This is a genomic window from Psychroserpens sp. BH13MA-6, from assembly GCF_052983595.1.
In genome coordinates, this window is the sequence record NZ_JBRJGE010000001.1 from 582,358 (window position 1) to 607,246 (window position 24,889).

The window sequence follows — 24,889 nt, forward strand, 5'->3', positions numbered from 1 at the left end:
TCATGGAGCAACAGTATTTTACATTAAAGGAGGTACAACTCAACAATAATTGTCCGGAGTGCTATTCCAATGACGGGCTGCAATTGACCTTTAAGCAAGGTTTTAAGGAGAATGCCTTATATAAGGCCATTACCAATAATGTTATCAACGAAATGCATTGCAACACTTGTCATACTGACATTTTTCCTGTACGTTGGACGGATGACATTGAGCAAGTGGTAGCCTATCAACAACGAGCAGTGCAACACAAGCCACAATCATTTAAATTAAAGCAACTAGCTTGGTTCATCATCATAGCCGATGCTATTTTCATAGTTGTCGTGTTACTTTTAGTTAGTGGTGTTATAAAGCTATAACTATAAAAAAGATGCGATGCGCTTAGCTAAAGCCTCAAATCTGTCTTGATCGAGTGTCACTTTATTTATAAATCTGGCATCATCCATCCCTTTTAGAGGAATTAAATGAACATGTGCATGAGGCACTTCTAATCCAATGACAGTCATTCCAATGCGTTCGCATGGCACAGCTTTCTCTAATGCAATGGCTATCTGTCGAGAGAATTCCATAAGTCCATGGTAAGTAGCCTCATCCAAATCGAAAAGCTTATCAACCTCTTTTTTCGGAATACACAATGTATGGCCTTCGGTATTAGGATTGATATCCAAAAAGGCTAAATAATCATCCGTTTCTGCTACCTTATAACACGGAATGTCGCCATTGATAATTTTGGTAAAAATAGATGCCATAGTTAAGAGTTTTAGAACCAATGTAAATATAAAAAGATTCCTATGGAATAGGAATCTTTTCTAATCTTTTCGGCAGTCGTATCTAAGTCTACCTACTTATTTCTAAAATATCAAATTTCATGACACCATTAGGCACTTGAACCTCGGCTACTTCACCTACCGATTTTCCCAAAAGCCCTTTTCCTATTGGCGAGTTAACAGAAATTTTTCCTGATGCCAAGTCAGCTTCGCCATCAGCGACCAATGTGTAGGTCACCTCCATGCCATTGGTTTGGTTCTTAATCTTCACTTTAGATAACACGAGTACTTTGGATGTATCCATTTGAGACTCGTCTATCACACGCGCACCAGATAAAGTTTCTTCTAATTTAGAAATTTTCATTTCTAATAAGCCTTGAGCTTCCTTCGCTGCATCGTATTCAGCATTTTCACTTAAATCACCTTTATCTCTTGCTTCGGCAATTGCTTGCGATGCCTTTGGGCGTTCAATATCTTTGAGTTGTCGCAACTCGTCTCTTAATTTTTTTAATCCTTCAGGAGTATAATAAGATACTTTACTCATAATTCATTCGTTTAATAATAAAAATTGCTGAATTCTATTTGTTTCATGTTCAATACCAGGGTTCAGCATAAAAAAAATCCCGCTATCACGAGATTCGAATACAAAGATACAAAATATTTAATTCAACCTTTAAATTATTGTAAATTGCGTCAAAATTTTAACAATGCTATGAAAAGACTTACCTGCGTCTTATACCTCTTATTACTAACAAATTGCGGTGGCAATGACAACATCAACAACTGTAATTTCTTATTAAATGTAGGTGTCAATTTCACCCTAAATCTCAATTTGCCACAATACAATCAATTAATGTTCACGAGCAATACGGTTTATGTTCCCAACCAAGGCAACCAAGGCGTTTACGTCACCAATGTGGGTAATGGTAATTTTAGAGCTTGGGATGCCAGCGACCCTAATCACGCACCTTCAAGTTGTTCTTTTTTAGAGATTGACGGTATAAATGTCACCTGTGGTTGTGCAGACGAGAATGAATACAATCTTTATACAGGACAAGCCTTAAACGACCCACTCCCTTGTGGGCTCAAGGAATACCGTGTGACGGTCTCTGGAAACAATTTAACCATTAGCAATTAAGCAGATGACATCAAAAAAAGCATCCTGAATTAATAGAATGCCCTTATATCACCTTAAAATTAACTTCCTAAAACTTTAGGGTCACACCTAACAAAAAGTTAGTTGTTGCTTGTGGGTAATAGCCTGCAAAATACCCGGTTGTAATTCCTGTAGGACTCTCTGAATCCTCAAAATCAAAGGACCCAAAATAACCATTAGAGACATATTTTTTGTTGAAAATATTATTCACCAATCCGGTAAAAACAACAGACTCAAAAACAGCGTTGGTTTTCCATTCATACGTGACATTAAAATCATTGACAAAATAGCTTTCCAGTTTTGAATCAGGGTTTTCTGTATTACCCATAAATTGCTCACCTACAAATTTGCTTAAAAGCGATAGTTGAAATCCGTCTTTTGGTTGATAAACGAAAGCATTAGCAGCAATCAATTCTGGTGAAAAGGAAATATCTGTTTTACCCAAGTTCACCAATTCTCCATTAACTGAATTAAACGTTTGCTTATTTTTATTAGAACTTACCGTAAGGTTTGGCTGCACAGAAAAACTTTTGGAAATAGCAACAGCCGCATCTATCTCAAGTCCTAAACGATAACTGTCACCACTATTGGTTCTAATAGGATTTCCAACATTATCTATTTGACCTGTGAGAACCAATTGTTCATTGTAAAGCATATAATAGCCATTCACATACAATCTAAACTTTTCAGCATCGTGTCTCCAACCCAATTCAAAATCGTTCAGCTGTTCAGGTTTTACTGTGGCGTTGTTTTGAAAATCATCCCGATTCGGTTCTCTGTTAGCACGTGCATAGGAAAAATACAAACTATTTTGTGAGTTCAATTTGTAGGTGATTCCTGCTTTCGGATTAAAGAAACTGTAGTTTTCATCTACATTAAAAGGAATTCTATCAGACGTTAATCCCGAAGTCTTGTATCCAACTAATCGCATTTGTAAATCCCCGTACAAACTAACCTTATCACTAACTCTATAAGTTGCCTTTGTAAAAAAGCTCAAATCAGACTTTTTGCCATTACCTTCATAATAACGATCTCTAATCTGACTGTCACTCGCAAATTCCGCCCAGATAATTTCACCAAAATGATCACCATCATAAAAACAGTAAGATGTACCAAAAATCATATTTATCTTGTCGTTTTTATAATTCGCATTGGTATTGACCACGAAGTAATCGTTATCCAACCAACGACGTCTTATGAGATCTGTCGTATTAATAATTTCAGTTCCGATTTCCAAGGGTGTCAAATCATAATCTTCAAAAGCTTCATCCTCTCGATACTGCTCGAAATAACCACGACCATAAGTGTAGTTTAAGCCTACATTTGTAGACCATTGATTGTTATAGCGCTGATTCCAATGTAATTGGTAGTGGTCTTGATTATAATTATCAACTTCATTGTCGTAAAACTGCGTGTTGCCATTGGCATCCGTATAGATACCTGAAGGATTAAATGTTCGATCATCAATGAGTGTTTGAGCATCGATCCCATTCCAGGCTTGATACGTCACCTCCTTACCACCAAAAGTGATAGCCTTTATTAATGTATTATCATCGATATAGGAGCCTTGTAGAAAATACGATTTTAAATCCGTTTCTGCCCTGTCGATATAACCGTCGGATGCAATATTGGATAAGCGACCTGCTATTTCAAAGTGTTCGTTTAATAAGCCAGTACTAAATTTCACCGTATGTTTCCGCGTATTAAAACTTCCGAAAGAATTTGATATTTCACCACTAGCGTCTTTTGAAACAGCATCAGTTAGCACGTTGATACTAGCACCAAACGCTCCTGAACCATTGGTGGATGTCCCAACACCTCGCTGCAGTTGTAAACTTTCTACCGAAGATGCAAAATCTCCTAAATTCACCCAAAAGGTCCCTAAAGATTCGGCATCGTTGTAGGGAATTCCATTGATTGTCACATTTGTTGATTGAGCATTAATCCCTCGAACTCGAATACCAGTATAACCTACACCTGCACCAGCATCAGTAGTCGTTACTACAGAAGGTAAATAATTTAACAGCACTGGAATATCCTGTCCGAGATTACGTTTTGCTAATTGCTTTTTGGTCACGTTTGTATGGGTGATTGGTGATGTCGCCTCTACCCTCACAGCTTTTACCAAAACTTCATCTAACTTCTCCGTTTTTGTGGAGTCTTGTTGTTTTTCTTGTGAAAACACACTCATCGAGAGTGTAAAAAGACATAAAAAAGCACATACATTTTTCATTACGATTACCATATAATCGAATAAAAAGAGGTCATTATTCTTTATTAAAATTGATACAAATGAACGATTAGAAAGCCTGTGAAAAACACCTTAATACTTGTGTAGTGTCCATAAATTATTTCAAACTTTTCCGAACGTTCTATTCCTAAACAGCATTACCTGTTCTAGGTTCAATGGGTATGATCTCAGCCGAAAATAGGCACCCCTTTTTTGAGAACGATGCAAAGATAAGGGAGTTTTCTAATTGATGAAGAAGATTATTACTTTTTTTATAAGTTCGAAAATTAATCTATTTCTGGTGGTTTCCTGTTGGCCTTTTTCTCAGAAATTTTCCGTTTACTTTTAAGTCGTTTCTTAACAACTGCCTTGGGCACTTTCGTTGGAATACGTTCTTTTTCCTCTTCTAAATTTTCCTTAATGATATTCAGAAAACGTTCAATGACAGTTGCTTTATTTTTATGCTGACTCCGACTTTCACCACATTGCAGAATCAATACATGGGCTTTTGTTAATCGCGTTTGAAGGTTGGATTTGAGTAGCATCTTCTGTGCTTCTGATAGGACTTCGGAAGCTTCCAAATCGAAGGTCAATTCTACTTTAGAAGCCGTCTTATTCACATGCTGACCGCCTGCACCAGAACTTCGAATAGCTTTGAAACTCAATTCATTTAATATGGCTTGTTCATCAAACATTACTTAATTTGGTGTGGCGCTTTAAGTAAATCATTTACCGTCTTAACTGGATTAAAAGTTATAAGTGGCACCTCAACAAAAATGGTATTCCAATTGGCCATGCTTCCATTCCAAAGACCCGGTAACTCCAGCGCCTTCAGATCTTTTCCAGTTTTCGTTTTCATTGTGATAAAAGCGGCTTTGGAATCAACAAACGATCTCAGATCAAATTTTTCACCTCGATAGTTTTTAGTCCCACAAACAATATCTACTGGATTAAAGTGTGTCGCATTTTTTAAAATTGCTTTCTGATTCTTATTCTTTTTATTAATCTGAGCAGACTCAACAATTTGTAAAGAGATATTGGCACTTTCATCCTTCACCCAAAACGGACCACCTCCAGGTTCTCCTTCATTTTTAACCATACCACAGACACGAATAGGACGATTGAGTTTTTCAACCAAATATTCGATTTGGTATTTCAAGGAATATTTTTCAAATTCTGAACTAATTCGAACATTCATTTTATTAGCTAAGAATTCTGCAATTTCTATCAACTGATCTTCCGATAAGGTATCAGCCTCAAGAATTTCTAAATAGTTAAACGCTTGTTCCTGTATATCTAAGAGAATACCTGCCAACACCTTTTTGTATTTGGCGACCTCATCTTTGTACTTATAGACAACCACATTATCAATATTCTTGATAAAAATGATGTCTGATTTTAGGTCATTCAAATTTTCAATAAGGGCACCGTGACCAGAAGGTCTAAAAAGTACGGAACCATCCTCATTCCTAAAAGGTTTGTTTTTTGGTGTGACGGCAATAGTATCTGTAGCTTGCTTTTGATAAGAGAATGAAATATCAAATTTTGAACCCGTTTTCTTTTCGACCTTTTCTTCAATACGCTTGAATTCGCAATCAAACTTATCTTCGTGTTTTTCTGAAATCGTAAAATGCAATTTGGTCGGTTCACCTTCAGAAGAATACAATGCCGATTCAAAAAGGTGTTCTTCAAAAGCTGTTGAAATTATTTGGTTTTTATACTCATGAAATGGCAATAAGCCTTTTGGATAATTCCCATAATCGAGTTTATCCTCGTCCAGCATCATTTTAACGAACTTTAGTCGCTGTTCATTAATTGATAATGTCTGAAAATCCGGATAGGTATCTTGTAATTTTTCTTGAACAATATGGTAGAAAGGAAATTTTTCAAGTCCGATAAAAAACAATGACAAGTCCTGATTTTTATTCCTATTAATATAAGAATTGATACTCTCTTTGCTGATATCGTATTCCTCAAGAAACTTAAATAAGAATTTAAACATACGCGTTGCCGCTCCAGAAGCTGGCACAAATTTCAGAATAGATATATTGTCTTTCTTGGATTCAAAACTAGCAACGTATTTTGAAATTTTATCATTTGATAGTCGTATAATGCCATTACCTATTGTAGCTTCGGATACCAAATTTGAAAAGGGTAAGCCATTTTCAAAAAGTTCGATTTGTTGTTCAATCTTTTTTACCGTGAGCCCCTTAGCTTCTATTTGTGCTATGTCTTTATTTGAAAATTTCAATGGTTTTGTTTTAAAAGTTTTGCTACATGTAAGATACAGGTTTCTAGCCGTTGCTCAAAATTCCCCTTTACTAACACATAAGGTTTCCCTGTGGCTATTAGTGCCTGTTCAAACCGTTTAAAAAGCTCTAATCTATTATGCGGACTATCACGAATGCCATCGGCTTCCCAAACCGTATCAATGTATGTCAAAAAATACAAATCATAGGAATTTGTCTTTGCATATTTTTCAACGAGCTTTGGACAATATCCATCATAATAATATTGCGAATATACTTGTGTTTCTAACAAATCGGTATCACAAATCAATAATTCATTAACTTTTTTGACCTGTTCGTTCTCCAATTGCATTTGGCCAATGGCGATTGGCATGACATCAACTTTAGTCAATTCTTGGTTTTGATTGGCTTTTTTTTCAGCATAGATACGAGAGAATTCCTTAACATAAGACGTGTCAAAATGATGAGCTAATGCTTTAGCTAATGATGACTTTCCAGTAGATTCAGGACCGAACAGCACGACCTTTATGATCTCTGAATTTCCGTTTTTGAATTGTTTAAGCGCTTCTTCCATGCGAAATAGCCTTGGATTGCCAAGACGGTAAAAATTAAATATTGTAGCGATAACATACCCCAACCACGATAGGCATACAATGGTACGGTAATAATATCAGCAAAAATCCATAAGGTCCAATTTTCAAGTTTTTTGTTGGCCATAAACCACATCGCCGTAAAAAATATACCAGATGTGAAAATATCGATATAATTTGAGGTATTAATCTCTGTACCATAGGCGGTGTATACCAAATAAGTAACAATCATAGTGACCAAAAACATAAGGAACCCAATAAGCTTTTCTTTAGTGTTCGTTCTAGAAATAGGCACAACATAAACATCTTCCTTTTTTCGAGACCAATTCCACCAACCATAAATACTCATAACCGAATAATAAAAATTCATCATCATATCGCCCATTAATTCATCTTCTAGAAAAATATATACGGTAATGACTGTGGCTACGAGTCCTGTTGGATATACCCATATATTTTCCTTTTTGGCATAAACCACACTAGCAATCCCAAAGACAAAAGCGATTGCTTCTAGCACAATTAAATGCGTATCCCTTTCTCTGTAAGGGTTTAAAAAAAACTCAAAAATGGGGTTCATAATCGTAGCGATCAGATTTTACGATTTTCATATGTAATAAGCCTCTCTCAATCAGTTCAAATGCTGCTTTGACTTCCGTAGTTAAAACACGCATGACCTCATCGTAATCACCGTATACTTGAGTACTTAAGGGGTTTTCCAAAACCTTCAAATTAGAAGCCCTTAACTGCTTGATAAAATGAATAATGGCAGGTTCATAAGTATCGTGTAATGGTGTTAAAGTTAATTCTACAGATATGTTCATTTGCTTGTTTTTAAGTGTTCAAAAAAAGAGGTGTCCTCCTCAAAAGCAGTCCCAATGACTACCAAATCAGCACCAGCATCATAAGCTTCGTCTAATTGTTGAATCGACCTGATACCTCCACCAACAATTAAAGGAATATTCAGGTCCTTTTTTACAAAGCTAATGATTTCATGTGGCACAGGATGTAAGGCACCACTTCCTGCTTCTAAATAAATGAGCTTCATCCCTAATAGTTCACCAGCCTTCGCTGTATCTCTTATGCGTTGTTGATCTTCTCTTGGAATGGGATGTGTTTGCGTCACACGCTGTACCGATGTTGGTTTGCCATTTTCAATTAAAATATATCCTGTAGGTATCACTTCCAATGGCGACACTCTTAATTTAGAGGCTGCTTTTACATGTTGACCAATAAGATACTCTGGATTATCACCAGAGAGCAATGATAAAAATAACAAGGCATCAGCTTGATTGGTAATTTGAGTGATGTCACCAGGAAACAACACCACTGGCAACTTCGTAAGATTTTTTAATTCATTCACTAAAATCTGAGTGGCTGCATCATCAACTGTACTCCCTCCTACAAAAATATGTGTGGCAATAGAATGATGTAACTTTTTTAAAAATTCCGGAAGATCTTTCAAAATGGCTTTGTCTGGATCAATTAAGACAGCTAATCCTTTTTCTCTTTGTGCGATTGACGCCAATATGTTGTTATAGACCAGTCCCATTAAGTTGTTACATAAGCACAAGTAAACCCTTCAAACTCTAGAAAAAACGTTTGGTATCTGTATTTTTTATTTTTGTAATCAATCCAAGCAATGGTTTCGCCATCGTTCAACATAAAAGGAATGACTAAAAAATGCTCTCTAAATAGCATTCCAGGCGTGGCGAATAACTTGTAAAGCGATTCTTTGATTCCCCAAATCACGGTAAGTTTTTTAACGTAATCTTCATCGTTTTTTGATAAGTAGTTAAACTCATAGTCCACAAACTTCTTGGCGATAATAGCAATCTTGTCTCTTTGCATTTCAATATCAATACCCACTTCCGAATCACTTATGATAACACCTGAAAACGTAAACGAATGCGTAATTGAAATATGCTTGCCATCCTTTAAATGTGGTTTCCCATTAGCATCATAGTACAAATCCTGATCTGTGTAACCAAAATCTCTTAATAAATGACGCACACTCAAAAACCCTCGTTGATGCAGTTCACTTTTCATCCCAAGAACACGTTCCAGACTATTTGGTTTGAGGTCTAATGGCTCCATCAAAACATCATAAGATTCGGTAATCTTCCAAATTTTGATTATGGTCTGAGGATTTTGATGAATAGTTTTATAAAGTGGCATTTAATTATCTGAAACTTAATAGTTATCTTTGCACAGCATTTAGCGAAATTACGTGTTTAGAAGAGCGAATTTAACCAATTTTAAGCTCTAAAACCAAAGCAATATTGATATAAAATTTTAGAAAAAAGACAAATGGATAAAACTATGACTTACGTTCCTTACAAAGTAAAAGACATGTCTCTTGCCGCTTGGGGAAGAAAGGAAATTGAATTGGCAGAAGCAGAAATGCCTGGACTAATGAGTCTTCGTGAAGAATACAAGAATGAACAGCCCCTTAAAGGTGCTCGAATTGCTGGGTGTTTGCATATGACTATTCAAACTGCGGTACTTATTGAGACTTTACAAGCCTTAGGTGCGGAAGTAACTTGGAGTTCTTGCAACATTTTCTCTACACAAGATCAAGCTGCAGCGGCCATTGCTGATGCAGGAACAGCAGTTTATGCTTGGAAAGACATGACTGAAGAAGAATTTGATTGGTGTATTGAGCAAACCTTATTCTTCGGTGAAGATCGTAAACCATTAAATATGATTCTTGATGATGGTGGAGATTTAACCAATATGGTTTTAGATAAATACCCAGAATTAGCATCTGGTATCAAAGGACTTTCTGAAGAAACCACTACAGGTGTTCACAGACTCTATGAGCGTGTAAAAAAAGGAACGCTTCCTATGCCAGCCATCAATGTCAATGATTCTGTAACGAAATCAAAATTTGATAATAAATACGGATGTAGAGAGAGTGCTGTAGATGCTATTCGTCGTGCAACAGATGTTATGCTTGCCGGAAAACGTGTGGTTGTTTGCGGATATGGCGATGTTGGAAAAGGAACGGCAGCGTCTTTTAAAGGAGCTGGTAGTATCGTTACGGTCACTGAGATTGATCCAATTTGTGCGCTTCAAGCTGCCATGGATGGTTTTGAAGTGAAAAAACTGGAAACTGTTTTGGCTAACGCTGATATCGTGATTACCACGACAGGAAACAAAGATATTGTGCGTGCTGAACACTTTAAAGGAATGAAAGACAAGACTATTGTTTGTAATATTGGACATTTCGACAATGAAATCCAAATGGCATGGTTAAATGAGCACTATGGAAATACGAAAAACACCATTAAGCCGCAAGTTGACAAATACACCATCGATGGAAAGGATATCATCGTATTGGCTGAAGGACGATTAGTCAACCTTGGTTGTGCTACGGGTCACCCTAGTTTTGTAATGAGTAACTCGTTTACAAACCAAACATTAGCACAGATTGAACTTTGGAATCACAGTGATAAGTATGAAAACGATGTGTACATGTTACCAAAACATCTCGATGAAAAAGTAGCAAAGTTACACTTAGAAAAAATTGGTGTCGAACTTACAGAGTTAAAAGACTATCAAGCGGAATACATTGGTGTTACTGTTGAAGGTCCTTACAAACCTGAACATTACAGATACTAAGTAATACTTTTTAAATAAAGGTATCCCATTAAAGCCCTTACCATTAGTAAGGGCTTTTTTATAATCACTTATTGGAGCGGTACTGGTAAATGCTCTTTAAATAGCCACTTCTTCAAGAGTGCTCTATTTGTTGATATTTCTGCAAATACATAATAATTTGAAGAGAAACAGGGTGATGTCTCGGCCAATTCAATCACGACCTTATCATCACAATAACTGGAATGTAAAAAATATAATTCCTTGTTTTTTATCAGGACATAACCTACATGATTATCGAGTCCCACAAAATAAATACCATTGGTATAAACAGCATTGAGTTGTTGTTTTAAAACCTCAAATGATTTATTGGAAAAGGACCTAAGTTCCGATTTGGGTTGTAAAACTTGAGCTTCTAGCAAACCTGCTTGTTGTGCCATTTTGTAGCGATTTAAGTCAAAACCTAAATGCTTGAGTGTTGTAGATACAAAATAACCACAGGCAATTTCCCCTTTATTTGGAACATTGGTATAACCGTTAAAATCCCATTCGGTGCCATACCAATGTGGCACGAGCTCATTCAACAAGGTTGTATAAAGATAATTGGAAACACTGTCAATGGCTTTAGTCTTTTGTGTAGCGTAAAATTGTTTAAAAAATCTTCTATCGGTTTCGATAGCTTCTAAAATGTCTTGATAACGTCCCGTCGGTTTAAAATTAAGACCGAGTTTAACGGAATCCATGGAAGGCGTATTTATGAGTTCTGGCTTTTCTGATATGACAGTCTGTTCAGTGAGTTCCATAACCACTGGCTTTTCCGAGAAAGATTGACAATGCATCAAGCTAACTAATAATAGGATTAACAGGACTTTATAACAGGCTGGTTTCATAAAATAAGAACTCTTTATAACTCAAATTATTATGACCAATCAATATTAGTATCTTTACATAATGCAGATACAACCGAAACTAACGTCAGTCGAAACCTCTATTTTTTCAATTATGAGCGCCTTAGCTCAGAAGCACAATGCTATTAACTTATCACAAGGTTTTCCGAACTTCAAAAGTGACCCAGTACTTATCGAGGCCGTAACAAGAGCTATGAATTCGGGTAAAAATCAATATGCGCCAATGCCAGGTGTGTTAGCCTTACGCGAGTCAATTTCCAAAAAATTTGAAGGCCTTTATCATACAAGTTACCATCCTGAATCAGAAATTACGGTGACCGCTGGAGCCACTCAAGCTATTTTTACAATCATTTCCACATTTGTCAAGCCTGGTGATGAAGTCATTATTTTTAAACCGGCTTATGACTGTTACCAACCTGCCATAGAACTCAATGGTGGAAAAACAATTTCGATTCCCCTTAAAGCGCCAGATTATCTTATAGATTGGCAAGCAGTTGCGAAAAACATCACAAGCCAAACCAAATTGATTATAATCAATACACCTCATAATCCAAGTGGCACTGTTATGAGCGAAAAAGATATGCTGAAACTACAAGCACTAACCGACAATACAGATATTATCATACTGAGTGATGAAGTGTACGAGCATATTATTTTTGATGGTGAAATCCACCAAAGTGTTTGTCGGTTCCCAAAGCTAAAAGAACGCAGTTTTATCACAGCCTCTTTTGGGAAAACATTTCATAATACGGGTTGGAAAATTGGGTATTGCTGTGCGCCGAAACCATTAATGGAAGCATTTCGGAATGTCCATCAGTTTAATGTGTTTTCAGTACACCACCCTACGCAGGTTGCTTTGGCAGAGTATTTAAAAACACCCGATCATTACACAGGCTTATCTGAATTTTATCAAGAGAAAAGAGATTGTTTTTTGGAGCTTATTCGTCATTCTCGCTTTAAATTCACGCCTTCAAAAGGCACCTATTTTCAGGTCTTGGATTTTTCAGAAATCACTGAAAAATCAGATATAGCCTTTGCAAAACACTTAACAATTGAAGAAGGCATTGCTTCCATTCCGCTTTCTGCATTTAACGATCAAAATCGTGATGACAAAGTCTTGCGTTTTTGCTTCGCTAAAACTGAGGAAACTTTACAAAAAGCAGCAGAAATTCTGAACGCCATTTAAATGTTAAATCTTTTTTAAATCGGTGACTTATCTAAGAACATTGTGTTTATTATAACAGGAACCAACATATACATATCTATGAAATTTGAAAAACTCTTGACGCTTATTTTTATAAGCATTTTAGTATCTTGTGGTAGTTCAGAACAGGTTATTACCAACGATGGTAAAATTTATGAGGTCAAAGGCGATACATTTATGCGTAATGGTGAAGACGTCACAGACCAACTAACCAAGAATGAAAAGGAAATCATCAATAAAACCCTTGAAGAAAAAATGGCAGCGCGAAAGGCTGCTGAAGAACGCCAAGAGGCTCTAGAGAAAAAACAAGAGGAATTAGAAAAAATTCAGGAGGAAGCAAAACGGAAAGAAAAAGCCTTAGAGAAAAAGCAGAAAGCATTAGAAAAGCAACGTGAAAAACTAAAGGATGCGAGAGATGATTTCACGAAGGCCAAGAGAAAATTACAGGATAAGCAAGAAAAATACCAACGATTATTAAAGGATGGAAAATTATCTCCTAGAGACGAGGAGAAATGGCAAAAAAGATTGGAAGATCTAGAACTAAAGGTAGAAAAAGCAAAACAAAACTTAAATAAATTAAAAGACCTATGAATAAATTTATTGCCATACTCATTATTGTATTTGTGAGTATTTCTGCGAATGCACAGGAAGTAAAAAAAGACGGTAAAACCTATGAAGTTAAAAAAGAAAAAATCTTTTTAGATGGAAAAGATGTGACCGCCACTTTAAACGCTAAAGAAAAATCAGCCATATTAGAACGCGCGACTAAAATTTCAGAACAAATAAAACTTCAAAAAGAAGCTGAAAAAAAAGCTGAAAATCTTGAAAAAGAGATGCGAAAGGCTGAAAAATCAATTAAAAAAGCTGAAAAAGCACAAAAAAAGGCTGAAAAAGAACTCAAACGAAAAGAAAAAGCTCAAAAGAAATTTGAAAAAGCCAGTAAAAAATATAAAGAGGCTCAAAAGAAATATGACAGACTCAAGCGTAAAGGAAAACTGTCTCCTGAGGATGATGCAAAATGGCTTAAAAAATTGGAGAATTTGAAAGAGGATGCCGAGAGAGCTAAAAAGAAACTTTAGTCAAAATATTTGAAAGAGCAATTAAACATAGCATTATTACAAGCGCACTTAGTTTGGGAAAACCCTGAACAAAACAGGATTAATTTCACAAACAAAATCACAGCGATTCTCGAACCTGTAGACCTTATTGTGCTTCCTGAAATGTTCACGACAGGTTTTACTATGAACGCAGCACCTATGGCTGAGACTATGTCTGGGCATACGGTATCTTGGATGCAACAAATGGCCAAACAAAAAAAAGCAGCTATCCTAGGAAGTGTTATTATTACAGAAGCCGATAATTACTATAATCGCTTATTATTTGTGCACCCAAATGGTCAAGTGGAGCACTATGACAAACGACATACATTCACATTAGCAGGTGAACAAAAGGTGTATCAAGCTGGTCATCAGTTGTGTGTTATAGACTATCATGGTTGGCGAATCAATCCATTAGTTTGTTATGATCTTCGATTTCCGGTATGGTCAAGAAACACCTCTAATTATGATGTTTTGATTTATGTGGCTAACTGGCCCAAAGTAAGAGTTGCTGCTTGGACCGCCTTATTAAAAGCAAGAGCCATTGAAAACATGAGTTATTGTCTGGGTGTAAATCGTGTGGGTTTAGATGGCAATGACTATGAATATTCAGGACACTCTGCAGCCTATGATGCTTTGGGTGAGCGCATAGATATCATTCCCGAAGACAAAGAAGTCACAGAGATGGTGACCCTTTATAAAGAACACCTAACAAAATACAGGAAAAAGCTAGGTTTTTTAGATGATCGCGATACGTTTATTTTAGAATAAACTCAATAATTGGATCCCAATTAGCCCGTGCGTCTATCAAATCAGGATAATAACTTATACGCTCTGGTTGATACTGTTGTAAATAATTTCCAGAATCCCATTTCTGATTGCCATTAGTATCGAATATCACCCTTAAATAATAATTGCCTGGTTCAATATTCCTAAAATCAAACAACTGTTCTTTTTCTGCAAATTGTTCATATTTCACTTGACCTTTATCGGTTGTCAATTGAACGATTGCAGGATAATTGACATTTCTCAAGGTAATTCGAATGTTAGAGTAATCTGCATAAGATTTTGTTCTAGCGCTAAAGCTTAGGGTATCGTTGACGTTACCAAAAAAATCTTCTAAAGCACCTGGCAACATCGTGATGTTATAACGCTGAGACTCTTGTTTCTCAAATTGAAAGTTATACCTATTTGCTAACGAATCGAAGCTAGTTTCAAATGCTACATTCAAGGAATCCTTATCTAAAATAGCTATTTGCCTCTGGTCTATTTTGGTAAATGGAATCGTTCCAGTTATCTGAAAGTCATTCGCAAAATTCAAATTGGCAGTGGAAGCCATACTTACAACCATTGAATCTTTATCAATATCTCTAAATCGGAAGTCTAACGTATCGATGTAACTTTTGTTCCTAACAATAAATTGAGTTGAGTCCAGCTCAATTTTCGGTTGGTACCAATAGTATAGTGTATCGGTTGTAGGGTCTTTGGTAATGCGAGTTTGAAAACCGTCTGGTTTTTGACCAATCATTTCAATCGTCATACCCTTGTGATCACCTTCATAACCAAAAGCAATTTTTTGGCCTGCCACTTGTTTAGGCCTTTTCGCGTCGAAGTTTAATTCTTCCTTAAATAGTTTAATGGTATAAAAAGAATCTGTAGGTACTTCAATAAAACCTTCATAAAAACCTATTTTATCAGTACTAGGTTGATAGGTAAAATTACCGTTTTCATCTTTCAAAGCGACAAGTTTGTAGGTCCCGGACTTTATATTTTCAATACTGAATGTGGTTAAACTATCCAAGGTATTTGTAATATATCGCGGTTTCTGCTTATAAACCGTTGAGTCCGTATAGGTAGAATCGCGCTCATACAGCATCACCGATACAAAGGCATCAGGCTTTCTGTTTTCAGCATCTAAAATTTGTCCCTTCACAGTTAGTGAATCTATATAATCGCCTGTTGAAAAAACATATTTATAATAGTCATAAGGATTTTCCTCATTGTTATCCACGATACTTTGTCCGAAATTAAAAGCATAAGTTGTATTGGCTTCTAAAGTGTCATTGATAATAATTTTTATGTATTTACTAGCCGTACCCAAAGGCGTTATTGTTGGATCGGTACTCATTGGAGGGGAAATGATCAATTGTTTTTGCAAATTTTTTATTTTGACATATTCATCAAAATAAATCCTTATTTCATTACCAGTAAAATTGGTGGTTTGGTTTTCAGGAGTCGCTCTTAAAATTTTAGGAGCTTCTACGTCTTTTGGCCCACCAGCAGGTGTACCTCTATTGGCACAACTAACAATCAATAGCAGCAAGACCATGACAACCAATCCTTGTAAAATATTCTTATGCATGCAAAATTCAAATTTCAACAAATTAACAACTTATTTGCCCTATACTCAAAACAATTAACGTGGTTTTGACAGACTAATCTGTTATAGCCATAGTCGCCAAGCTTAACTTAAGTCCTTCAATCATTAAGAGTTGGCTCGCGCAGCTTTCCACTGTAGCTCCCGTAGTAATGATATCATCTACTAACAGAATATGTTTATGTTCTAAACTTGACCCATTTACGATTTCAAAGTCGTTAGTTGCTTTAAAGTTTCTATTGAGACGATTTTTAAAGACTTGCGTTTTAGAATTCACCGATTTGATAAGCACGGAAGGATTGTATTCAGCATCCAGAGAAGTAGCCAGCGCTCTACCAAATAGGTCCACTTGATTGTATCCTCGTTTTCTCAATTTCGATTTATGCAATGGCACTGGAATCACTATATCTACCTCAGAATAGCCAGTTTCTGTTTGAAGTTCATTACCTAACCACTCTCCTAGAAATTGCCCAATAGACTCATGACCTCTATATTTTAGATTGTGCATCAGCTGTTGAACGATGCCTTTTTTGGAGAAGTGTAATAAAGCTGTCGCATGTTCCAACGGTACTCTTCCATACAGTATTTTATGAACCGCATTTTCTTTATCGCTATGAAAATTAGTTAAGGGCAATTGATGTCGACAATTCGTACAAATTTGTAATTCATTATCTGACAAATGATTACCACAAGCCCGACAAACTTCGGGAAAAAACATGTTTAACAAGTTTTTTATCATTTCAACGATTAAAATTAAGTATCTATAACATATTATCTAGTTTCGCAAGATAAAATAACGATATTAATAATGATAGTTAACCCTCAATCATTTAACTACAGATTAATAATTGGTTCTTTAATAGTCGCGGTCGCAGTTTTAACAGTTTACAGTTTTACAAGTTACCAATCCATTGTAGCGCACCAAGAATTTATTGAACAGGAAAAGAAGCTAGTTGAAAGTGAATTGTCCCAAATGATCACACGCTATGATGACGTTTCAATTTCAAATAATCTGATTACATCTCAACTTGAAGATGCTAGAAAAAACACGCAATTAGCTTTAGACTCTCTAAAGTTACTTCGCAGCGACCTTTCAGTCTTATCCAAATTCAAACAGCAACTCTACCAAATCAAACTTAAAAATAAGACTTTATTTAAAACCATAGACTCCTTAGATGAAGTTAATGAAGGTTTAGAGAAAGAAAAACTGTTTGCCTATAATGAACTTAAAAAACAAAAGTTAGCCAATAGCTCTTTGCAAAGAGTGAATAAAAATTTAGAAAAAAGTATCGAAAAAGGCGCCCAACTTACAGCCAACTCATTCAAGGCAAAGGGCTATGAGAAATTTTTTGGTGCGAAACGTTCTAGCAATAAAGCAAAACACGTAGAAAGTATCGAGGTTTGTTTCACTCTAGCTGAAAATTCATTGACTAAAGCAGGTGAAAAAGAAATTTACGTACAGGTCGTCAATCCAAAAAATAATGTGGTTGCCGATAAAGGTGCTATCAATTTTGGTAATACGTCTTTAATCTACAGTGAGAAACAAATTATCAACTATAATAATCAAGTTTCAGAAGTGTGTATTGATGTCGATGCAGATATTGATGAACAACCTCTCGTTAGTGGAACTTACTATATTTCGATATTTCATAAGAATAGAAAATTAGGAAGTACACAAGTACAATTAAAATAACCCATCAAGATATAATTTCTTAAAAACCGCTCTATTAATTGAAGCGGTTTTTTATTTTTGCATCATGGCAAATGAAGATCAATTTAAAAAAGTAATCTCTCATGCAAAAGAGTATGGTTACGTCTTCCAAAGTAGTGAAATCTACGATGGATTAAGTGCAGTTTATGACTATGCACAAAATGGTGCTGAACTCAAAAAAAACATTCGTGATTATTGGTGGAAAGCCATGGTTCAGATGAATGATAATATTGTCGGAATAGATTCGGCAATTTTTATGCATCCTACTACCTGGAAAGCCTCAGGTCACGTTGATGCTTTTAATGATCCCTTAATAGATAATAAGGATTCCAAAAAACGGTATCGAGCCGATGTTTTAGTAGAAGATTATTGTGCTAAAATTGAGAACAAAATCGAAAAGGAAATCAAAAAAGCAGAAAAACGCTTTGGTGACGCTTTCAACGAAGCTGAATTCGTGAGCACGAATGGACGCGTTGTAGGATACCAAGAGAAAATTGATACCATACTAAAACGTCTTGGTAGATCTCTTGAAAACGAGGATTTAGCTGATGTTAAAGCCTTGATTGAAGAATTGGAAATCGCCGATCCATTAACGGGATCCAGAAATTGGACAGATGTCAAACAATTCAACTTGATGTTTGGTACCAAACTCGGAGCTAGCGCAGAACATGCCATGGATTTGTATTTGCGTCCAGAAACAGCACAAGGGATTTTTGTCAATTTTTTGAATGTTCAAAAAACAGGACGTATGAAAATTCCTTTTGGGATTGCCCAAACGGGAAAAGCTTTCAGAAATGAAATCGTCGCTAGACAGTTCATCTTTAGAATGCGTGAATTTGAGCAAATGGAAATGCAGTTTTTCATAAAGCCTGGAACTCAAGGTGAATGGTTTGACTATTGGAAAGAAAACCGTATGAAATGGCACAAGTCTTTAGGATTGGGAGATGACAACTATCGTTTTCATGACCACGAAAAACTGGCGCATTACGCAGACGCTGCTACCGATATCGAATTTAAGTTTCCTTTTGGGTTTAAAGAATTAGAAGGCATACATTCAAGAACAGATTTTGACCTTAAACAGCATGAAGAATACTCTGGTAAAAAATTACAATTTTTTGACCACGAAGACAATGCTAGCTATACGCCATATGTGTTAGAAACATCCATAGGATTAGATCGTATGTTCTTAGCCGTTTTTTCAAATTCGCTGGTAGATGAAACTTTAGAAGATGGCAGTGTAAGAACCGTTTTAAAACTTCCTGCAGTCTTGGCACCAACAAAAGCCGCCATATTACCGCTCATTAAAAGAGACGGTTTACCAGAAGTTGCTAAAAAAATTGTAGATGAATTGAAATGGGATTTTAATGTAGATTATGATGAAAAAGATGCTGTAGGTAGACGATATAGAAGGCAGGATGCCGCGGGAACTCCTTTTTGCATCACTGTTGATCATGACACCTTAGACGATCAAACTGTCACCATTCGTCATCGCGATAGTATGGACCAACAACGCGTGAAAATCTCTGAATTGAGTGCAATTATTAAAAAAGAAGTTGATATCAAATATTGGCTACAAAAAATGATCTAATTATTACAGATTTACAATCATCATATGCAAATGCTCAAAGAAAATTCCTTGAGCATTTTTTTTAAGCTATGATGCTAAATGATAAACAACAAACGCACTTTATCTGTTTTTTTAACATTAAAATAGTTTTTATTACTTGTTATATGGTGTATCATGACTTTTTATGCATTTTTTTAACGTTTCTATTGATGTATTAACATAATTTTAATAGTTTCGTAATTTTAAAAAAGAATGCTTTGAAAACTTTTTATACAACGGGACTATTTGTCTTGATATGTTTTAGCGCTATTGGACAAATCACCTTTTCGAATAACGCGACTTCTTTAGGAATAAGTCACACTTGCGGTACACCTTATTTAGGCAGTGGTGTTTCATTTTATGATTTTGACAATGATGGTTGGGACGACTTATCATTTGCCTCAGATGACGGACAAGAAATCGTGTTTTACAAAAATAACAACGGTGTTTTCAATTTGATAGATCTTAACTTACCCACCTTAAATCGTCCTACCAAGCAAATTAATTGGGTTGATATTGATAATGATGGAGATAAAGACTTATTCGTGACCAGCAATACCCAGGGCAACAAATTATTCGAAAATACAGGAAACTTGAGTTTTAATGATATTACTGCGAGTTCGGGACTCCACACACAAAATATTTTTACAAATGGAGCAGCTTGGGGTGATTATGATAATGATGGCTACTTAGATGTATATTTGAGTAATAAAGATATCACTACCGCCACGACCACACCCAATTATCTGTTTAAGAATAATGGTGACGGGACGTTTACTAATGTGTCGATTAGTGCCGGAATCGATCCTTTTAAACACCAAACATTTTGCTCGGTGTTTTTAGATATTAATAATGATGGTTGGTTGGACATCTATAGCTCAACCGATAAGGCTTATAATCTCAATCAACTTTACAGAAATAACGGCGATGGTACTTTTAGTGATATTAGTGCCTTCTCAAATACCGACTTAGCATTTAATGCCATGACTACGACTGTAGGGGATTACAATAATGATGGTTGGATTGATATCTATGTAACAAATACAGGTAACAGTGCTTTATTATTGAACAATGGCAATGAAACCTTCACAGATATGGCTGTAGCGACAGGATGTGAATTTGGAAGTACTGGTTGGGGCGCCATTTTTTTAGATGCAGACAACGATACCGATTTAGATTTGTACGTTAGTGGCTCTCTCTATTTAAACCCTGTTTTAAACTCGGCCGCATTTTATGAGCAATCTAACGGTAGTTTCAGCATTCCTTCTTCAGCTGGTTTTTATAATGATGAATTTAATAGTTATTGTAATGCAATAGGAGATATCAATAATGATGGTTTTCCTGATTTTGTAGTTACCAATAGTAGCGATCAAAATATTTGCATATGGAGTAACGAAACCACATCATCAAATAACTGGTTAAAAATTAACTTAGAAGGTACACTCAGCAATAGGGACGCGATTGGATCTAAAATTGAAATTTCTATAAATGGCGAAAAACAATTTCGGTTTACACATTGTGGTGAAGGCTATATGTCTCAAAATTCAGGGTCAGAGTTTTTTGGTTTAGGTACTCATGCGCAAGCCGATTATGTAAAAATACTTTGGCCTAGTGGTGCCCAAGATATATTCTATAACGTCAATGCTAACCAAACACTCAACATCACGGAAGGCGACTCATTGTTGTCTGTTCAAGAATTAAACGCTCCATCATTGTCGATCTACCCAAATCCAGTAGGCGACCAATTATTTATTTCAAGTAGATCACATTCAGACATTAAATCAATGTCAATATCTGATCTTCAAGGAAAACACATCTTTGAAGTACAGAACGGTTCCAACATAGCGTCTCTAGACGTTTCTCAATTAGAATCTGGAATGTATCTCATAAGCATTGTTACGCATCAGTCAAGTTCCGCAGTTTTCAAATTCATCAAAAATTAGAAATAAGCCTTTAATTGTATCGTTCCTGTGTGAATAGTTTTGCTCGTTTCGGTCTTTCTTCCAAAGTAATTCAAGTTTAAATCTAAGAACTTGGTCAATTTCTTTTGTGCTAATAAGCTCCAAGTAAAATTATTCCCTGGTTGCAGACCTTCCAATATTTGATAGGAAACTGGCGTATTTGCATTACCTACAAATTCATTCTTAAAAAAGTTGACCTCTCCAGTCAATGCCAATTTATTCGCCTTGTTATAGGTAAATGATAAGCCGTAGTTATTTTGGAGTAATTGCTCCATAGCACCCGTCGTATTATCCTTAGATGTGTACTGATAAAAGACATCAAAGCGTGCATTTTCGTTGAATATGTATGACAATTTAGGCTGAAAGCGCCACTCATCCAGTTGATAGTTCCGCGATATGAAATTTTCGTTTAAACTTTCATTGGCTTCAAAACTGCTTTGCAAATTCAGCAACCAGCTTTCTGCAAACTTATGATTAAAATTTAGTTGGTGACTTCGCAATCTGTTTTCCTGAAAACCTATAGATAAGGTCGATCTATTGGTATTTGTTAAAAACGTGTAAGATGTGGTGTAGCGTTGTTTACCTCTATTAAAAAACAACACATTCCGAATGCTCTTATTCAATCCTAGTTGATTCTCCTCATCTGTTGAGAACGGATTTAAATCGAACTCTACCCCTTCTCTTCGGTTCTTGCGATCAATCAAAAACGACGTCTGATTGTAAAAATGGGACCAAAACTTCTTGTTCTTACTCTCTGAAACCGACCACTGCTGCGGGTTAATAGTCAAAGTTTGACTAAATCTATTCTGATGTGTTTTCACATAAACTTGATTTGGTAGAAGCACGCGAATGTAATCGCCTTGATCTGCAAATTGAGCGACTTCAAATTCACTCAGCTCTTGAATACCATTCTCATTGTAATCAATCCAGGTATAAGCACCTTGACCTGGTTCCACCTCAACGTAGGTAAAGTCTTGTTGCGGTAAGGTTCCTGAATTTGTCTCAAACACGGTATTCCAAAGGATCAAATTATTCCATAATTTTTGACTAAAATTCACTCTAGAGTTCAATGAACTTTCATCTTTTAATTCCGGATCTTCATTTTTTAATTTTCTGAAATTGGCATATATCCCCAGATTGGTCATTTCATTTTGAATGATTTTTGATTTTAAGTAGTAGGTGTTTGATGTATTGACTCGCTTAATAGCGTTTAATCGTAAACTATCATTAACTCTGTATTTATAACCTACTTCTACAAAAACGCCTGTACTATCACCATAACCTGTAAACACTTCGTAAGAATGAAAACGCTGACTTAAATTCGTCAAAGAATCGGTTACTTTATCACGTTGTTCGTTACTTTCTAACGCCACTTTAGTGCCTACCCATTGCCTTTTTAGGTGATACGTCACCCTATTGAAAGAGCGCACAAATCGTGAGGTAGATAGGCTACTACTATTATTCAGGACACTAGAATTTGAATAAATTCCGAATCGATTCAATTTGAGATTAGCCAAAATATTATGGCGATTTCCATTAAAGTTTTCAGCGTAATTTAGGTGTTCAAATGTATAATTAGCCAGACCTTTTTTTGAATGAATTAAGTCAATGCCAGCCGACAGTAACGCTTGATTTCCAAGAGGGTTTTCGAGATTCCAGTCTCGGTTAAATTCTGCGCGATATAAACGCTGAATGGTCTTAAAATTCTTCTGAATAAAATCGGCATCAACGGTCACATTCATATTCCATAAACTATCCGATTTTATAATATTTTGATTGACCTTTAACTTCCCTGCGAAGCCATTGTTATTACTATCATCCAAACTCGAAAACAAATTAAGGTCATTTTTACTTCCTGCTAGTTCAAAAAATATGTTGGTTTTTTCTGAAGGCTTATAAGTTCCATTGGCAACGGCTACTTGCAATTTCTCTGGAGCAATCAGTCTAACAATTGGCGCATAATTCCCTTGTGGAATACCATTAGCTGGCGCCACATACTCATAAATATTTTCTACCGCATTGCTATTGACCAACACATAATCCCCTTGATTCGCACCAACCAATGTAAATCTCACACTAAATAGTTCATCGTCCGGATTATTAGAAAAGACAAAGATCTCTTCGCCATTTACTAGTTCCTTTCGATAGAGAATTCGGTTTTCATCGTATGCTTGTGGTGTATCGGACGGTGCCACCATCAAATCGACGTCGTCACCAGCATTGGAAAGAATGGCTACTTGATCGGAAGATAGGTTTTGCTGTAACGGTTGGTTTTTGGCATCTGCTTCGGAATAAACCGAGACGCCCATTTTGAATTTTTCAGTCTCATAAGCACCGCCTCCAAATACTGTAAAACGCGAATAATTACGATCACTAAATTGATAATCTACTGTAATTCGCATTTCAGAAGTTATGGGAAAAGTTGCATTAAAAATAATTTCACCAGCATTATAATCGATGATATAATCCTTATTCTCGCCACGTTCTATGGGAATACCATTCACATAAACGGTCTCACTGCCAGAAACGATGAGTACAAATAATTCATTGTTAGGACCTGTTAACTTGTAGGGACCTTGGTTACCTTCCTGAGCCGTAAACTTACTCGTTGTGAATTGTCCACGCACTAAAGCTCCCGAAGCAAAAGCGGTCGTTTTAGACGCTTCGCCGTCAAACTCGGCACTCACTTGTAAACCTTGTACACGCTTCGTAAAACTTGCAAAATAGCTATCGGTATTGACCAAGTCAATATCTCCTGCTCTAATATTCCACGAATCACTAAACAGTTCAATAAAGACCTGATCAAATTCATCCAAGCGCTGAGAATAGCCACTTTCTTGCAAAGGAATGTTGGCATCTTGAATGGATGCTCTCAAAGATACTTTATCACTTAACTTTCCTGAAATTTGCAAATCCAATTCACTGTTTAAAACCGAGTTTTGATTATTCCCCACAGTCACACCTCTTGAGATACTTCCAGACGTCATTAAACCATCAAATGGTGTCAATTTATTTTGTAGAGTGGATTGGTTCAGCTTGTATAGTGTCTGGAGGTTGTCTGTATTTTTAACAATGATCTTATCGTCTAATTGCGCATACTTCCGTGTTAAAAAATCGGGATAGCGCAAATAATCAATCTCGATGGAATCGGTATCAATTGGCTTTTTAAAGGTGAGTAATGCTTTTGAAAAATCAACTTGATAAAACGAACTATCTATAAGGGTTTTATCTTTTCGTCGGATGACCAATCGACTAGAATTGATACTCACGGTATCAATTTGAATAGAATCTGAAACGGCTACTTTTTTAGTTCTGTAATTAGACGATCCTTCCTGCGCGAAAGCACAAAAAGACATCAAAAAACAAATAAGTGATAAAGCAATTTTCATTCCCTATATAAACTTCTAAAGACAGAAATTATTTTATGGTTAAAATGCCC

Annotated in this window: 24 protein-coding genes; 10 read left to right on the top strand and 14 right to left on the bottom strand. The window is 36.0% G+C overall.

All coding sequences use genetic code 11. The features are described from left to right. The first annotated feature begins 2 nt into the window (after positions 1–2). Complete coding sequence (locus tag ACU8DI_RS02555) at positions 3–356, top strand: hypothetical protein (RefSeq protein WP_447111165.1); 354 nt, start codon at positions 3–5, stop codon at positions 354–356. Here the strand turns inward: ACU8DI_RS02555 and ACU8DI_RS02560 are convergent, their stop codons facing one another. Further along, the gene (locus ACU8DI_RS02560) at positions 357–746 is read right to left on the bottom strand and encodes an HIT family protein (protein ID WP_447111166.1); all 390 of its coding nucleotides are present in this window, start codon (positions 744–746) and stop codon (positions 357–359) included. Positions 747–834: 88 nt separating this feature from the next. Then, a complete protein-coding gene (gene greA, locus ACU8DI_RS02565; protein WP_447111167.1) occupies positions 835–1,308 on the bottom strand; it encodes a transcription elongation factor GreA in 474 nt (157 codons plus the stop codon). A 168-nt stretch (positions 1,309–1,476) separates the two neighbouring features. Between greA and ACU8DI_RS02570 the strand changes: the two genes are divergently transcribed. Further along, positions 1,477–1,902: a Rieske (2Fe-2S) protein gene (locus ACU8DI_RS02570; RefSeq protein WP_447111168.1), complete on the top strand. Its 426-nt coding sequence runs from the start codon at positions 1,477–1,479 to the stop codon at positions 1,900–1,902. 67 nt (positions 1,903–1,969) lie between these two features. Here ACU8DI_RS02570 and ACU8DI_RS02575 read toward each other — a convergent pair whose 3' ends face one another. From ACU8DI_RS02575 to ACU8DI_RS02610, 8 genes are all read right to left on the bottom strand, one after another. Then, positions 1,970–4,153, bottom strand: coding sequence for a TonB-dependent receptor (locus ACU8DI_RS02575; protein ID WP_447111169.1), 2,184 nt, complete (start codon positions 4,151–4,153; stop codon positions 1,970–1,972). Between the two features lie 284 nt (positions 4,154–4,437). Continuing rightward, a complete protein-coding gene (gene arfB, locus ACU8DI_RS02580) occupies positions 4,438–4,845 on the bottom strand; it encodes an alternative ribosome rescue aminoacyl-tRNA hydrolase ArfB (RefSeq protein WP_447111170.1) in 408 nt (135 codons plus the stop codon). Then, positions 4,845–6,401 (bottom strand): DUF4301 family protein, encoded by a 1,557-nt coding sequence (locus tag ACU8DI_RS02585; protein WP_447111171.1) that lies wholly within the window; start codon positions 6,399–6,401, stop codon positions 4,845–4,847. The genes arfB and ACU8DI_RS02585 overlap by 1 nt, the downstream gene beginning before the upstream one ends. Next, positions 6,398–6,973, bottom strand: a complete 576-nt coding sequence (locus tag ACU8DI_RS02590) for an AAA family ATPase (RefSeq protein ID WP_447111172.1) — start codon at positions 6,971–6,973, stop codon at positions 6,398–6,400. The genes ACU8DI_RS02585 and ACU8DI_RS02590 overlap by 4 nt, the downstream gene beginning before the upstream one ends. Next, positions 6,925–7,566: a nicotinamide riboside transporter PnuC gene (gene pnuC / locus ACU8DI_RS02595; protein ID WP_447111173.1), complete on the bottom strand. Its 642-nt coding sequence runs from the start codon at positions 7,564–7,566 to the stop codon at positions 6,925–6,927. Before pnuC ends, ACU8DI_RS02590 begins: the two co-directional genes overlap by 49 nt. Continuing rightward, complete coding sequence (locus tag ACU8DI_RS02600) at positions 7,550–7,810, bottom strand: thiamine-binding protein (RefSeq protein WP_447111174.1); 261 nt, start codon at positions 7,808–7,810, stop codon at positions 7,550–7,552. Before ACU8DI_RS02600 ends, pnuC begins: the two co-directional genes overlap by 17 nt. Continuing rightward, entirely contained in the window at positions 7,807–8,538 is a 732-nt protein-coding gene (locus ACU8DI_RS02605; protein WP_447111175.1) for a geranylgeranylglyceryl/heptaprenylglyceryl phosphate synthase, read from the bottom strand. The genes ACU8DI_RS02600 and ACU8DI_RS02605 overlap by 4 nt, the downstream gene beginning before the upstream one ends. Then, the gene (locus ACU8DI_RS02610; protein ID WP_447111176.1) at positions 8,538–9,164 is read right to left on the bottom strand and encodes a 4'-phosphopantetheinyl transferase family protein; all 627 of its coding nucleotides are present in this window, start codon (positions 9,162–9,164) and stop codon (positions 8,538–8,540) included. Before ACU8DI_RS02610 ends, ACU8DI_RS02605 begins: the two co-directional genes overlap by 1 nt. Before the next feature lie 132 nt (positions 9,165–9,296). Here ACU8DI_RS02610 and ahcY point away from each other — a divergent pair, with 132 nt between their 5' ends. Next, a complete protein-coding gene (ahcY, locus tag ACU8DI_RS02615) occupies positions 9,297–10,610 on the top strand; it encodes an adenosylhomocysteinase (RefSeq protein WP_447111177.1) in 1,314 nt (437 codons plus the stop codon). Positions 10,611–10,678: 68 nt separating this feature from the next. On the opposite strand, the gene ACU8DI_RS02620 is transcribed toward ahcY, so the two are convergent. Next, on the bottom strand, positions 10,679–11,389 hold the full coding sequence (locus ACU8DI_RS02620; protein WP_447111178.1) for a hypothetical protein: 711 nt from the start codon (positions 11,387–11,389) through the stop codon (positions 10,679–10,681). A gap of 148 nt (positions 11,390–11,537) precedes the next feature. On the opposite strand from ACU8DI_RS02620, the gene ACU8DI_RS02625 reads away from it, so the two are divergent. The 4 genes from ACU8DI_RS02625 to ACU8DI_RS02640 all read left to right on the top strand — a co-directional run bounded on the left by ACU8DI_RS02625 (position 11,538) and on the right by ACU8DI_RS02640 (position 14,566). Then, positions 11,538–12,680 carry a methionine aminotransferase gene (locus ACU8DI_RS02625; RefSeq protein ID WP_447111179.1) on the top strand — a complete coding sequence of 381 codons (1,143 nt, stop codon included), beginning with the start codon at positions 11,538–11,540 and terminating at the stop codon, positions 12,678–12,680. A 78-nt stretch (positions 12,681–12,758) separates the two neighbouring features. Then, a complete protein-coding gene (locus ACU8DI_RS02630; RefSeq protein ID WP_447111180.1) occupies positions 12,759–13,289 on the top strand; it encodes a hypothetical protein in 531 nt (176 codons plus the stop codon). Continuing rightward, on the top strand, positions 13,286–13,777 hold the full coding sequence (locus ACU8DI_RS02635; protein WP_447111181.1) for a hypothetical protein: 492 nt from the start codon (positions 13,286–13,288) through the stop codon (positions 13,775–13,777). The genes ACU8DI_RS02630 and ACU8DI_RS02635 overlap by 4 nt, the downstream gene beginning before the upstream one ends. Before the next feature lie 9 nt (positions 13,778–13,786). After that, positions 13,787–14,566 (top strand): amidohydrolase, encoded by a 780-nt coding sequence (locus ACU8DI_RS02640; protein ID WP_447111182.1) that lies wholly within the window; start codon positions 13,787–13,789, stop codon positions 14,564–14,566. On the opposite strand, the gene ACU8DI_RS02645 is transcribed toward ACU8DI_RS02640, so the two are convergent. Then, the gene (locus ACU8DI_RS02645) at positions 14,553–16,157 is read right to left on the bottom strand and encodes an Ig-like domain-containing protein (RefSeq protein WP_447111183.1); all 1,605 of its coding nucleotides are present in this window, start codon (positions 16,155–16,157) and stop codon (positions 14,553–14,555) included. The genes ACU8DI_RS02640 and ACU8DI_RS02645 overlap by 14 nt on opposite strands. Before the next feature lie 73 nt (positions 16,158–16,230). Beyond that, the gene (locus ACU8DI_RS02650) at positions 16,231–16,890 is read right to left on the bottom strand and encodes a ComF family protein (protein ID WP_447111184.1); all 660 of its coding nucleotides are present in this window, start codon (positions 16,888–16,890) and stop codon (positions 16,231–16,233) included. A gap of 90 nt (positions 16,891–16,980) precedes the next feature. Here ACU8DI_RS02650 and ACU8DI_RS02655 point away from each other — a divergent pair, with 90 nt between their 5' ends. The 3 genes from ACU8DI_RS02655 (at position 16,981) to ACU8DI_RS02665 (ending at position 21,432) form a co-directional block, all read left to right on the top strand. After that, complete coding sequence (locus ACU8DI_RS02655) at positions 16,981–17,865, top strand: hypothetical protein (protein WP_447111185.1); 885 nt, start codon at positions 16,981–16,983, stop codon at positions 17,863–17,865. A 64-nt stretch (positions 17,866–17,929) separates the two neighbouring features. After that, positions 17,930–19,471: a glycine--tRNA ligase gene (locus ACU8DI_RS02660; protein ID WP_447111186.1), complete on the top strand. Its 1,542-nt coding sequence runs from the start codon at positions 17,930–17,932 to the stop codon at positions 19,469–19,471. 236 nt (positions 19,472–19,707) lie between these two features. Continuing rightward, positions 19,708–21,432, top strand: coding sequence for an FG-GAP-like repeat-containing protein (locus ACU8DI_RS02665; protein ID WP_447111187.1), 1,725 nt, complete (start codon positions 19,708–19,710; stop codon positions 21,430–21,432). Here ACU8DI_RS02665 and ACU8DI_RS02670 read toward each other — a convergent pair. Continuing rightward, entirely contained in the window at positions 21,429–24,839 is a 3,411-nt protein-coding gene (locus ACU8DI_RS02670; protein ID WP_447111188.1) for a hypothetical protein, read from the bottom strand. The two genes, ACU8DI_RS02665 and ACU8DI_RS02670, sit on opposite strands and share 4 nt — an antisense overlap. Between the last annotated feature and the right edge of the window lie 50 nt (positions 24,840–24,889).

Coding starts and splice junctions, on each gene's coding strand:
- ACU8DI_RS02555 (WP_447111165.1), top strand. CDS start 3: ATGGAGCAACAGTATTTTACATTAAAGGAGGTACAACTCAACAATAAT.
- ACU8DI_RS02560 (WP_447111166.1), bottom strand. CDS start 746: ATGGCATCTATTTTTACCAAAATTATCAATGGCGACATTCCGTGTTAT.
- greA (WP_447111167.1), bottom strand. CDS start 1,308: ATGAGTAAAGTATCTTATTATACTCCTGAAGGATTAAAAAAATTAAGA.
- ACU8DI_RS02570 (WP_447111168.1), top strand. CDS start 1,477: ATGAAAAGACTTACCTGCGTCTTATACCTCTTATTACTAACAAATTGC.
- ACU8DI_RS02575 (WP_447111169.1), bottom strand. CDS start 4,153: ATGAAAAATGTATGTGCTTTTTTATGTCTTTTTACACTCTCGATGAGT.
- arfB (WP_447111170.1), bottom strand. CDS start 4,845: ATGTTTGATGAACAAGCCATATTAAATGAATTGAGTTTCAAAGCTATT.
- ACU8DI_RS02590 (WP_447111172.1), bottom strand. CDS start 6,973: ATGGAAGAAGCGCTTAAACAATTCAAAAACGGAAATTCAGAGATCATA.
- pnuC (WP_447111173.1), bottom strand. CDS start 7,566: ATGAACCCCATTTTTGAGTTTTTTTTAAACCCTTACAGAGAAAGGGAT.
- ACU8DI_RS02600 (WP_447111174.1), bottom strand. CDS start 7,810: ATGAACATATCTGTAGAATTAACTTTAACACCATTACACGATACTTAT.
- ACU8DI_RS02605 (WP_447111175.1), bottom strand. CDS start 8,538: ATGGGACTGGTCTATAACAACATATTGGCGTCAATCGCACAAAGAGAA.
- ACU8DI_RS02610 (WP_447111176.1), bottom strand. CDS start 9,164: ATGCCACTTTATAAAACTATTCATCAAAATCCTCAGACCATAATCAAA.
- ahcY (WP_447111177.1), top strand. CDS start 9,297: ATGGATAAAACTATGACTTACGTTCCTTACAAAGTAAAAGACATGTCT.
- ACU8DI_RS02620 (WP_447111178.1), bottom strand. CDS start 11,389: ATGGAACTCACTGAACAGACTGTCATATCAGAAAAGCCAGAACTCATA.
- ACU8DI_RS02625 (WP_447111179.1), top strand. CDS start 11,538: ATGCAGATACAACCGAAACTAACGTCAGTCGAAACCTCTATTTTTTCA.
- ACU8DI_RS02630 (WP_447111180.1), top strand. CDS start 12,759: ATGAAATTTGAAAAACTCTTGACGCTTATTTTTATAAGCATTTTAGTA.
- ACU8DI_RS02635 (WP_447111181.1), top strand. CDS start 13,286: ATGAATAAATTTATTGCCATACTCATTATTGTATTTGTGAGTATTTCT.
- ACU8DI_RS02645 (WP_447111183.1), bottom strand. CDS start 16,157: ATGCATAAGAATATTTTACAAGGATTGGTTGTCATGGTCTTGCTGCTA.
- ACU8DI_RS02650 (WP_447111184.1), bottom strand. CDS start 16,890: ATGTTTTTTCCCGAAGTTTGTCGGGCTTGTGGTAATCATTTGTCAGAT.
- ACU8DI_RS02655 (WP_447111185.1), top strand. CDS start 16,981: ATGATAGTTAACCCTCAATCATTTAACTACAGATTAATAATTGGTTCT.
- ACU8DI_RS02660 (WP_447111186.1), top strand. CDS start 17,930: ATGGCAAATGAAGATCAATTTAAAAAAGTAATCTCTCATGCAAAAGAG.
- ACU8DI_RS02670 (WP_447111188.1), bottom strand. CDS start 24,839: ATGAAAATTGCTTTATCACTTATTTGTTTTTTGATGTCTTTTTGTGCT.